At 39.6% G+C, this 11439-nt stretch carries 10 protein-coding genes; 4 read left to right on the top strand and 6 right to left on the bottom strand.

From position 1 onward, the window contains the following. Positions 1–7 precede the first annotated feature (7 nt). Positions 8–874, bottom strand: coding sequence for a DUF2877 domain-containing protein (locus ACN6KS_RS05245; RefSeq protein WP_440961514.1), 867 nt, complete (start codon positions 872–874; stop codon positions 8–10). A gap of 264 nt (positions 875–1138) precedes the next feature. Between ACN6KS_RS05245 and ACN6KS_RS05240 the strand changes: the two genes are divergently transcribed. Further along, a complete protein-coding gene (locus ACN6KS_RS05240; RefSeq protein ID WP_440961513.1) occupies positions 1139–2833 on the top strand; it encodes a PucR family transcriptional regulator in 1695 nt (564 codons plus the stop codon). A 29-nt stretch (positions 2834–2862) separates the two neighbouring features. Here ACN6KS_RS05240 and ACN6KS_RS05235 read toward each other — a convergent pair whose 3' ends face one another. From ACN6KS_RS05235 to ACN6KS_RS05215, 5 genes are all read right to left on the bottom strand, one after another. Beyond that, complete coding sequence (locus ACN6KS_RS05235) at positions 2863–3123, bottom strand: hypothetical protein (RefSeq protein WP_440961512.1); 261 nt, start codon at positions 3121–3123, stop codon at positions 2863–2865. A gap of 137 nt (positions 3124–3260) precedes the next feature. After that, positions 3261–4037, bottom strand: a complete 777-nt coding sequence (locus ACN6KS_RS05230; RefSeq protein ID WP_094872386.1) for a DeoR/GlpR family DNA-binding transcription regulator — start codon at positions 4035–4037, stop codon at positions 3261–3263. A gap of 55 nt (positions 4038–4092) precedes the next feature. Continuing rightward, positions 4093–4758, bottom strand: a complete 666-nt coding sequence (gene deoC, locus ACN6KS_RS05225; protein WP_094872388.1) for a deoxyribose-phosphate aldolase — start codon at positions 4756–4758, stop codon at positions 4093–4095. A gap of 307 nt (positions 4759–5065) precedes the next feature. Beyond that, positions 5066–6274, bottom strand: coding sequence for an MFS transporter (locus tag ACN6KS_RS05220; protein ID WP_440961511.1), 1209 nt, complete (start codon positions 6272–6274; stop codon positions 5066–5068). A gap of 140 nt (positions 6275–6414) precedes the next feature. After that, a complete protein-coding gene (locus ACN6KS_RS05215; protein WP_440961510.1) occupies positions 6415–8640 on the bottom strand; it encodes an S-layer homology domain-containing protein in 2226 nt (741 codons plus the stop codon). 298 nt (positions 8641–8938) lie between these two features. On the opposite strand from ACN6KS_RS05215, the gene ACN6KS_RS05210 reads away from it, so the two are divergent. From ACN6KS_RS05210 to ACN6KS_RS05200, 3 genes are all read left to right on the top strand, one after another. Continuing rightward, positions 8939–9916 (top strand): tRNA dihydrouridine synthase, encoded by a 978-nt coding sequence (locus ACN6KS_RS05210; RefSeq protein ID WP_440961509.1) that lies wholly within the window; start codon positions 8939–8941, stop codon positions 9914–9916. A gap of 111 nt (positions 9917–10027) precedes the next feature. Further along, the gene (locus tag ACN6KS_RS05205; protein ID WP_440962369.1) at positions 10028–10327 is read left to right on the top strand and encodes a helix-turn-helix transcriptional regulator; all 300 of its coding nucleotides are present in this window, start codon (positions 10028–10030) and stop codon (positions 10325–10327) included. Positions 10328–10397: 70 nt separating this feature from the next. Then, positions 10398–11381, top strand: a complete 984-nt coding sequence (locus ACN6KS_RS05200; protein WP_341133849.1) for a tRNA dihydrouridine synthase — start codon at positions 10398–10400, stop codon at positions 11379–11381. Positions 11382–11439 lie beyond the last annotated feature (58 nt).

Below are 11439 nucleotides of genomic sequence, written 5' to 3'. Positions count from 1 at the left end.
CTCCCATTTACATGTTCATTTCCAGCCCTGCAACAATTCCTAGGGCGATATCTGTACCCGAAGTGGACCCTATAGCCAGTACCCTATCTAAAGCCAATAGTAATTCCTCTTCGCTACCTCTAAATAAAGCTTCCATTAAGTCACTTATAGACTCTCTTACCTGACCAACTGCTGCTTTAGCTAATGCCATATAGCTGATATCATTGGTTAAAGCCTTCGCATGTAAGACGACTTCTTCACAAAACGATTGGTGTGAAAAGTATTGATGATTCTCGATGCCCATGACGGTAAACAATCCCACCAAGAAATCATCGCCGGCTGGCGTTAAGCCTGGTCCAAGGCCTATGAGCGAAGTTGCATGTGTAATTGCAGTAGAGATTCGCTTGTTTTGCAATTCCGATACAAGTAACTGCGTCCGTTCATGAAGCATTCTAGACATTTCATCGTCAAAAGGATCGCCGCTCTTGAAAGCCCTTTCAATTCTGCTGTTATTTCCGTGAAGTTTAATATATTGCTTCATGACGGATACATTCATTATTAAGACATCAGCTTCTGAAGGATATTTAGGCAGTTTACAATTCCATTTTTTAACACCATTCATTGTGATAGACATCTTATTAGCAATTGATAAAACGGAATGATCCGAACTTACAATGTCATTCACCCTGATATCTGCTTCTTCAAAATGTTCTAAGTCAATAATAAGTGTATTAGGAGCATTATCGATTCCCTTACACGCAATAGTATACAAATCTCCACGATCCAAACATTGAATATTGATTGTGCGATTAAATGTGCTATGAACAAAGCCATGAAACTTATGATGAATGATTCGTTGAATAAAATCTCCATCACCGGATTTCGCAAATCTCACTAGAGTCACCTCTATTTTCATTCCTTATATTTTCAAAAAGGTGATTGACCTCCTTTTCACTTCAACAGATGGATGAATGCATTGAATCATATGATTTGGTTACATCGTACAAAGGCAACTATTAGCGTAACTACCTTACGCACTTAATATATAATATACTGGTAGGGATCGTCATCGTTTAAGCGAACTAAAAAGAGTGCATCCTATTTGTGCATGTTATACAAGGGAATGTGTTAAAAGTGTGTCTGAGGAGTGTGCCAAACATTGCTAACCGTTAAAGACTTAATAAAGATCAAGGCTATAGAGGGAATAAAAATTGTTGCTGGAGAACAAGGAATTGATAAATCCATATCCATCGTTAACATTATTGAGAATCCTGATGCCTTTGACTGGCTTTCACCTAACGAACTACTCTTATCAACAGGCTACATCTTTAAAAATAATGCCGAATTACAAAATCGAATGATTAAGGAACTTGCGGAGCTGAACTGTTCAGGATTGGTTGTGAAAATGAAACGGTACTTTGACAAGCTTCCTCAGAACATGATTGATGAAGCCAATAAGTATGGGTTACCCCTTCTTGAACTTCCCTTTGAATACACACTCTCTAACATGATCTCAATCATTAATGAGAAGGTTTCCGGAAGATATGATTTGCTCAATAGAAAGACTTTAGATATACATAACTTGTTCTTCAAAATCACCCTCGAAGGCGGCGGTATTGCCAAAATAACCTCCATGTTATCCGAAACGATTAGTAATCCTATTATTGTCGTAGACAAGGATTGGCGATTACTGCATCACACAGAACATGCGAAGAATAACAGTCCTCTCGAGTATTATCTTGATTTTTCAAATCGACAGCCTGTTTTTAATAAAGCGTTCATCGATACTATCCCTACCAATCTAAATGAAATGAAAAAATCTATTAAGAGGACCTATCATTCAGAAGGTGCGGAAATAAAATGTCGGGTGATTCCTGTCGCTGCTTCTAACTATATTTACGGCTATATTGTGATTTGGCAGACAGTGCAAGAGCTATCAGAATTTGATTACATTATTTTGCAGCAAGCCTCCACCATCATGGCACTTGAGCTGATCAAAGCAAAGGAAATTAGCGAACTTGAAATAAGAATTAAGCAGGACTCCATTGATGATTTACTTTCGGGGAAAATATCATCCCATGAAGCGCTGCAAACCTTATGTTATTTACATGGATTAAATCCGAGCTATATGTATTACAGTATGGTGATAAATATTGAAATGAATGAAGCAGACAAGTTTGAAGATATGATTATCGGAAAGTACAAAATGGAGTCCATTGCAAAAAAGTGTGTGGACATCATTTATGACTTGTCGCATAAAGCGATTGGAGAAATTAAGTGTTTTTATAGAAACAACAGAGTCATCATTCTAGTAGGGCAAAATGAAGAAAGACCTCCTGTTTCGATTAGTGATGCCAAGTTATATGCAAATGAACTGCTTGAGGTACTTATCCAAAGAACGAAAGAAACACTCTTAATAGGGATTGGTCAGCAATACAGTACAATCAGCTCGCTGCATAATAGCTTTTCTGAGGCGAACGAAATGATTAAATTAATGCAACAAAAAAACCTTCAAAACAAGGTCTCACATTTCGAAGATTATTCAGTTTACCATCTGTTGGAAGCAAATATCAAAATCGTTGCCTTAGAAGAATTTTTCCGGAAGTGTCTAGGTAAAGTCTTTGATCATGATCAATTACACGGTACAAGCTACATGCTAACTTTAGAAAATTACTTTATTAACAATCTGAATGTCACCGAAACTTCGAAGGCTATGTTTTTGCACAGAAACACACTTATCTATCGAATCGAAAAAATAAAAGAAATCCTAAATCTGGACTTAAAGCATTCGGAAGAATTACTACGAATTCAAATAGCGCTAAAGATATTTAGTATTTTAAATAAAACGATTTAAAAAAACTCCCCATACAGCAGCAGGGTTCATTATTTCACCTGTCTGCTATATGGGGAGCGAGCAGCGATTCTAGGAACGAGAGACGACATAACAGCGAAGGATATCAAAGGTATACTCATTAATAAACCTGCACTCCAGTGTGCAAGCCCCACATCTTCTTGAATAATGCCCACTAATGGACCTACCGATGTAATCGCAGGGCGTAAATTAAAGGCTACCAGAACAATCCCCGAAATGAGTAAAATGATATATAACGAATTCTTGTTGTCTTGTGTCTGTGGTGAATGCAAAAACTAAATCTCCCCTCAACGAATCAAATGCCAAATGATCTTCAGAATGTAGCATTAGTTATAACATATAAGAAAGTAGTTTAAAAGTATAAAAGCAAACAGCGCGCACCAATTGAGTATCGGCACGCGCTGAATTTCTAAGCTAGATAAAGAGAAATATTTAATTGTTTGATTTTCTCAATCCACTCTTCTGATAAACCTCTATCAGTTACAATCGCATCAAAATCATTTAACGAAGCAAAGTAAGTGGACTTAACCATATCAAACTTAGAGGAATCAATCACTAAAATTTTCTCAAGAGCACAATGAATTGCCGCATTTTTTGTGTCCACTTCACAACTGTTCGTACAAGTAATGCCTAATTTAGCATTAACTCCAGCTGCAGAAATAAATGCTTTTGTTGTTCGTGTTCTACTTATTAAATCCAACCCTTCTCTGCTCTCAAACATTTGAAGTTCTGGACGGTAATGACCACCAATAAGAATAAAATCCTTAAACCCTTTTTTATGAATCTCAATTAATGCGTTCATAGTGCAGCAAACAATTTCCACAGAATGATTTGACGGAATATGTTCGATGATTTGAGCGGTTGTTGTACCAATATCAATAAAAATAATATCGTTAGGCTCGATTAGTGAAGCTGCTAACTTACCTATATTATATTTTTCTGATGCCCGATTATTTTTTTGAGTGGTCAAATCATATTCATCTTGTTTATTCTCATTGAGGTCAGAACCATTATAAATAACCGCACCTGAAACAACTTGAACGATTTTATTTTCTTTTAGATATTTAATATCCCGGCGAACAGTCATTTCTGTGACATCAAGTTGATGGGAAAGTTCTTTGATGGATGCGCCACTTTTATTTTTTAGGATTGATACAATTGTATTTACTCTCTCTTGCTTATCCATACCGGTTCATCCTAACTACTAATAATAAAGTATAATTATCAGAATTATACCATATCTAATACCCCAATACTTCCTGCCCTTTTACAATTTTAACTATGGCACTAGTTCCTAAACGGTCTGCACCCAACTCGATAAATGCTTTAGCATCATCCAAAGAGCGAATGCCTCCAGCTGCTTTAATCTTCACATTTGGACCAATGTTCTGTGCAAACAGGCTGACATCCTCTTTAGTTGCTCCAGCTTTTGAAAATCCAGTGGATGTTTTGATATAATCAGCACCAGCTTTTGTAACAAGCTCACATACTTTCACTTTTTCCTCTTGGGTTAGCAAACAGGTTTCAACAATAACCTTTAATACTCTACTTCCACATGCATTTTTAATGGCATGTATTTCCTCGTAAACTTCCTCATAACGCCCGCTTTTTAAGAAGCCCACATTGATCACCATATCAATCTCTGATGCTCCATTTGAAATGGCGTCTGTTGCTTCAAATACTTTAACAGCTTGGGTATTATAACCGTTCGGAAATCCAATGACTGTACAGATGGCTATTTTGCCTTCAACATAATTTGCTGCTTCTCTAACATAAGCACTTGGGATACAAACACTGGCCGTTTGGTATTTCATAGCATCATCACATAAATTCTTTATATCTTCCCATGTAGCCGTAACATCCAGCAGTGTATGATCTACTTTTGCTAATATATCTTTAACATCCATTCTATTCACTTCTCCTTTAAAAATTAGTTATGAAACATTAAAATGTTACTATTATAACATTCGCTGACACTACAAAGAGCTAGTTCCTCCATAGTCATTAATGTTGATGAATAAGCTATTACTTTGTTTGTGCAACGAATTAATGCTCCTAATATGTATTGATACATTTTGTTATATTAGCAACATATGTTTGAATTATAACATAGTTAAAAATATAGTCAATGATAGTGAAATGTTGTTTTACTAGATTATCTTTGATATACGAAAAGGCCGCCGGATTATTTCCGACGACCTCTATGACTTCTCCTCAGGTTAAGTTATGATGCTGAGCAATAACTGCTTCATGACTCTGCTGATCCAACTTATAGCATATCAATGCAATTACACAGGCTGATATCGCCAGGATAGAAGCAGCTATTGGAAGGGAGATTAATCCTCCATGCTGGGCAACGACTCCACCAATTGCGGAGCCACCTGCGATTCCCAAGTTAGACGCTACTGGATTCAACGATGCAGCAAGGTCTTTCGATCGTGGTGAGAACTGCTTCGCCAAATCTATCAAATAGAGCTGGGCTGGTGCGCTCACAATACTCGACATGACGGCTAACATCATGAGTACGATCATTCCTAGAATCGAGATCGATGCGGTCATACTAAAGATGATGTAGATCACTGCTTGTATAAGAAAAACGAATCTAAGCTTACTTACCGCATTTCCGGTTGCAACCTTGCCTCCAATCCAGTTGCTGACAATCGTAGCAATCCCGTATACAAACAGTACACCACTAACCGAGCTCTTAGGAATATTCATCACTTGCTCTAGCAATGGTGTGATGTACGTATACATCACAAACACTGCTCCCACTGCCGTAACTGGAATGAGAAATGCAAGAATAATACGTCCATTTGTGAGCAGCTCGATCTGATCCTTGAGTGAGCTAGGCACAGGCTTCGGTAGTTTGCGTGGAATATAGGCATAATTTAGCGCTATGGCAATTCCAGCTAATCCCCCATTCAGAACAAATGCTGCAGGCCAGTTAAAATACTGCCCTACAAAAGTGCCGATCGGTACACCAAATACATTCGCAACAGCGAAGCCGCTTAAAATTGTAGCGATCGCTTTGCCTCTTTTCTCCGGGTCAACCGCTTCATTTGCTACCGTAATGGCTACAGAAAGAACAAAACCACATAGTACGGCAGTAACTATTCTAGTCACTAGCAGCATACTATAGGTTCCAGTTATAGCACTCCACAAATTCAGCAGCAGAATCAATACAAGCGATACAAGAATCGTAATCCGTTTCGGGATGCGGCTGAACAAAGACATCATAATGGGTGTGCCAATGGCATAAGCGATCGCGAAACCAGATACCAAGCCCCCGGCTGTCGCTAGCGTCACTCCGAGGCTCGAGGATATTTCCGAGAGTAAACCAACGATAATATACTCCGTCGTACCCAGAATAAACGCCATAAAAGTAAATGAAAAAATCAATGCGTTCTGTCGTGATGTTGTCATGGTGCTCTCCATCCTATTTATCTCTATTTTTATAAGAGCATACCTACTCATAATACTCATTTAGACTATATTGAGCAATCCTATTTTTCATAAAAAAGAAGCTTCACATAAGTTCAAAGAACTCATGAGAAGCTTCTTTTTTAAGCCGGAGGCAAAATAATTAAGGTAATAAATTGTTCCTCGGAGAAAGATCTAGCTGTTCCAGGTCCATCTGCATCTGCTTTGAACTTAATGAGATAGGTCCCCGGTGCCGGCATCAATTTATCGTGAAGTTCAAACGCAATATCCGAAACACCTCTGTTGCTTCCTGTGAAAGTCAGCGTATGCCCATTATTGCTAATTTGGTCACTTGTCAGATGTGTCCACCCACTAATGCTATAATAGTCATTTGTGTTAAAGGTCATGCCTTCAATCGTTACCTGAACTTCAGCATTCGTAAAGGTTTCTCCGGAGAAAAAGTCAAACCGAATGGTCCGTTGTGTAGAACCAGTTACCAGCTGTTTTGTTTTTAAAATGCCTCCGTCAAAGCCATATATGGAGCTAGTAACCGTAGGTGTGGTCAGAACACCCTTAACAAGCTCAATCATAACGGCTTGTTCAGCATTCTTCGCCGATTCATTATTGGATGAATCCTTAGCGGTAATCACGAAACGATACGTTCCTGCGCGCAAATCACCGACATTAGCTGCATTCACAGATCCGTCTGCTTCACTGGTGCCTAATGCGATAGCTGTTCCTAATTCATCGGCATCTACTTCACCGTTCTCATTCGTATCCGTCCACAGATAGGCTTGAACTGCTGCTCCTTGCTCTCCAATAGCTCCCGCTAACCCGCGAAGCTGATCTTGTGTCCCGTTGTAGTTATCCACCGCCTCGAACTTAGCTGTGTCCACTACTGGTGCAGTCGTATCCGGAACTTCGTTCTTGCTCAAGGTCAACGTAACGGCATGTTCAGCATCCTTCGCCGATTCATTATTGGATGAATCCTTAGCGGTAATCACGAAACGATACGTTCCTGCGCGCAAATCACCGACATTAGCTGCATTCACAGATCCGTCTGCTTCACTGGTGCCTAATGCGATAGCTGTTCCTAATTCATCGGCATCTACTTCACCGTTCTCATTCGTATCCGTCCACAGGTAGGCTTGAACTGCTGCTCCTTGCTCTCCAATAGCTCCCGCTAGCCCGCGAAGCTGATCTTGCGTCCCGTTGTAGTTATCCACCGCCTCGAACTTAGCTGTGTCCACTACCGGTGCAGTCGTATCCGGAACTTCGTTCTTGCTCAAGGTCAACGTAACGGCATGCGCAGCATCCTTCACCGATTCATTATTGGATGAATCCTTAGCAGTAATCACGAAACGATACGTTCCTGCGCGCAAATCACCGACATTAGCTGCATTCACAGATCCGTCTGCTTCACTGGTGCCTAATGCGATAGCTGTTCCTAATTCATCGGCATCTACTTCACCGTTCTCATTCGTATCCGTCCACAGATAGGCTTGAACTGCTGCTCCTTGCTCTCCAATAGCTCCCGCTAACCCGCGAAGCTGATCTTGTGTCCCGTTGTAGTTATCCACCGCCTCGAACTTGGTGCTATCAACCAAAGGTGCATTGATATCTGAATTGCTGCTATGCCCACTTTGTGAAGAGGAAGACCCTCCAACAACAGGAGTAGGTACAGTTACCGCTTCTTTACCCGGCTGAGGAGTTGGGGTGGCGCTTGGCTGCTCAGTATTCCCGCTCTCCTTAAACTTTAGAAACTTGGAAGCTACTAGAGCTACAGCCTGACGATCTACTTTGGCCTCAGGATTAAAAAAATTATTATATCCGGTAATCAATCCATATTCCACAGCGGCAGCTATAGAATCTTTGGAATAATCAGCAATTTGGCTACTATCAGCAAATTGCAAAGTTCCAGCTTTACCGGTAGGATTGACTCCCAATGCTCTCACGAACATGACGACCATATCCTGACGTGATAAATTTTGCCCCGTACCGAAAAGATTACTGCCGGTACCCTTGATCAATCCGGCTTTGACAGCTGCCTCTACATAGCTGTATGCGTAGTTGCTTGCGGTAACGTCCAGAAAGGTAGGCAGCGCAGGTGGGTTCGAAATATCCAGCTTCAATGTTTTTGCTAAAATAATTGCAAAATCCTGCCGTGTAATATTTGACGTAGGATAGAACTTACTCTCTTCAACACCGGTCACTATCCCCTGATCGAATAGCTCAACAATCGCTTTCTTTGCATATGAGCTATCAATATCAATAAAGGAAGCGGCAGCCGATCCTTTGGTCGGCATAATAATAGGGCTTGATAATACAGCAGCAGCCAATATAGAGCTTATCCATTGCTTTTTGTTCACTTACTTGTCCCCCTGTTCATTGGATGCATTATGTAGTTTGTCTATAATCGATTCGTTAACACAATTCGACTTTAAATTACAAACTTTTCATCTACAGGATTATAACAAGTATCAATAAACAGATTATAAACAAACAAGCCATGGCCTTATTACTGATGAACACTACAACCATAAATTTGGCTGTCGCTCACATCATTGATTCTGTGCATCAAACGAAAAAAAATGATACTATGTATGATGGGTATAGGACTTTGCTATCCTTATATCGTTTTTATATATTACAACAAGAGGAGATAATATGAGTAACGAACAAAACTTCTGGCTTGATTTACCGAAGCCGTTTTTTATATTAGCACCAATGGAAGATGTCACAGATGTTGTATTTCGTCACGTCATTAGTGAAGCTGCCAAACCCGACGTGTTTTTCACAGAATTCACTAATACAGAAAGCTATTGTCACCCTGTAGGAAAAGACAGTGTTCGTGGTCGATTAACGTTCACAGAAGATGAGCAACCGATTGTCGCTCATATTTGGGGTGATAAACCTGTATTTTTTGAACAGATGAGTATTGATATGAAAAAACTTGGTTTTCGCGGTATCGATTTAAACATGGGTTGCCCCGCACAAAACGTCGCATCCAATGGAAAAGGTGCTGGATTAATACTACATCCTGAGGTTGCAGCAGAAATTATTCAAGCAGCAAAAGCCGGTGGATTGCCGGTTAGTGTAAAAACAAGATTGGGTTACTCTGAGATTGATGAGTGGCGGGATTGGTTAACACATATATTGAAGCAAGATATTGCGAATCTTTCCATTCACCTTCGCACAAAAGAAGAAATGAGTAAAGTAGATGCACACTGGGAGCTAATCCCTGGAATAAAAAAATTACGCGATGAAATTGCTCCAAATACGTTATTAACTATAAATGGAGATATCCCGGACCGCGCAACAGGATTAAAGCTAGTTGAACAATACGGCGTTGATGGTGTCATGATTGGCCGCGGCATCTTCACCAATCCATTTGCTTTTGAAAAAGAACCTAAAGAACATAGTCCAAAGGATTTTCTCAATTTACTTCTATTACAGTTGGATCTTCACGATAAATATTCAAATGAACTCGAGCCACGTTCATTTAAACCACTTCTTCGCTTTTTCAAAATCTATGTTCGTGGATTTAGAGGCGCAAGCGAATTAAGAAACCAATTAATGGATACAAGATCAACAGATGAAGTACGTCGTTTAGTAAAAACTGTTTTAGAACAAGAATTAGAATGAGGCATATTAAACTGTGAATTGCCCCGTCAATTAGACAGTATAAAACTATCTAATGCTTAACAGAATGAAAGGCCTCTCGTATTCCTACGAGAGGCCTTTCAATTTTACCCTATACGGTCAGAACGTAGTAATTCCAATCTATGCATAAATTCAATTGCAGACGAGCTCTCGATGTCTCCAATTTATTTGAGCCGGCTATATAAGCAGTTAACAACAAACGCACTATCAGATAAAATTAACGAACTGCGGTTGGATAAAGCTAAAGAGCTGCTGAAGACCTCTGAATACACCATTGTTGATATCGCCGAAAAAACTGGATTTACTAGTAGTTCATATTTTTATCGCTTATTTAAGAATAGTACCGGTATAACCCCGAGCGATTATAGAAAAAAGATAAAGGTCCTCCTATAATTCTGTGCATTAAACGAAAAGAAATGATACTATGTATGATGGGCAAAATGTTGCAAAAGAAGGAGAATTTATGAGTAACGAACAAAATTTTTGGCTTGATTTACCGAAGCCGTTTTTTATATTGGCACCTATGGAAGATGTCACAGATGTTGTATTTCGTCATGTGGTTAGTGAAGCTGCAAAACCAGACGTTTTTTTCACGGAATTTGCAAATACAGAATACTACTGTCACCCTAAATTAAAGGTAAAGGAAAGTGTGCTTACTCGATTAAGGTTCACGGAAGATGAACAACCGATGGTCGCTCATATTTGGGGCAATAACCCGGAGTATTTTGAACGAATGAGCATGGATATGAAAAAACTTGGTTTTCGTGGTATCGATATAAACATGGGATGCCCCGTAAAAAACGTCGCAACCAATGGAAAAGGTGCTGGATTAATTCGACATCCTGAAGTGGCAGCAGAAATTATTAAAGCGACTAAAGCTGGTGGATTGCCGGTTAGTGTTAAAACAAGATTAGGATATAGCGAAATTGATGAGTGGCGCGATTGGTTAGGAAATGTATTGAGACAAGATATTGCGAATCTGTCCATACACCTCCGTACAAAAAAAGAGATGAGCAAAGTAGATGCACACTGGGAGCTCATCCCCGAAATCAAAAAATTACGCGATGAGATCGCCCCAAATACGTTGCTAACCATTAATGGGGATATTCCTGACCGTGCAACAGGCTTGAAATTAGTAGAGCAATACGGGGTTGATGGAGTCATGATTGGCCGCGGTATTTTCAAAAATCCATATGCTTTCGAACTAGAACCTAAAGAGCATAGCGTGGAGGAGCTTCTTAACCTTCTACTTTTTCATCTAGATCTTCACGATAAATATTCAAAAGAAGTTGAACCACGTCTATTTAATCCACTTCGGAGCTTCTTCAAAATCTATATTCGTGGATTTGACGGAGCCGACGAACTAAGAAACCAATTGATGGAGACGAATGCAACCGATGAGGTACGGCGATTGGTGCAACCTTTTTTGGATGCAGATTCGGAATAATATGTAATGCAAAATAAATGGCCTCAGTTCTGAATTTCATCAGACTGAGGCCGTTTTT

Origin of the sequence: Paenibacillus nitricinens, from assembly GCF_052056485.1 — a bacterium.
In the GTDB taxonomy this organism is placed as follows: Bacteria; Bacillota; Bacilli; order Paenibacillales; family Paenibacillaceae; genus Paenibacillus_AQ; species Paenibacillus_AQ nitricinens.
Note: the sequence above shows the minus strand (reverse complement) of the source record. Positions and strands in the feature narration are given on the sequence as shown.

Bases quoted from the DNA above. Each gene is read 5' to 3' on its own strand.
- ACN6KS_RS05200 (WP_341133849.1), top strand. From the start codon at position 10,398: ATGAGTAACGAACAAAATTTTTGGCTTGATTTACCGAAGCCGTTTTTT.
- ACN6KS_RS05220 (WP_440961511.1), bottom strand. From the start codon at position 6,274: ATGACAACATCACGACAGAACGCATTGATTTTTTCATTTACTTTTATG.
- ACN6KS_RS05210 (WP_440961509.1), top strand. From the start codon at position 8,939: ATGAGTAACGAACAAAACTTCTGGCTTGATTTACCGAAGCCGTTTTTT.
- ACN6KS_RS05230 (WP_094872386.1), bottom strand. From the start codon at position 4,037: ATGGATAAGCAAGAGAGAGTAAATACAATTGTATCAATCCTAAAAAAT.
- deoC (WP_094872388.1), bottom strand. From the start codon at position 4,758: ATGGATGTTAAAGATATATTAGCAAAAGTAGATCATACACTGCTGGAT.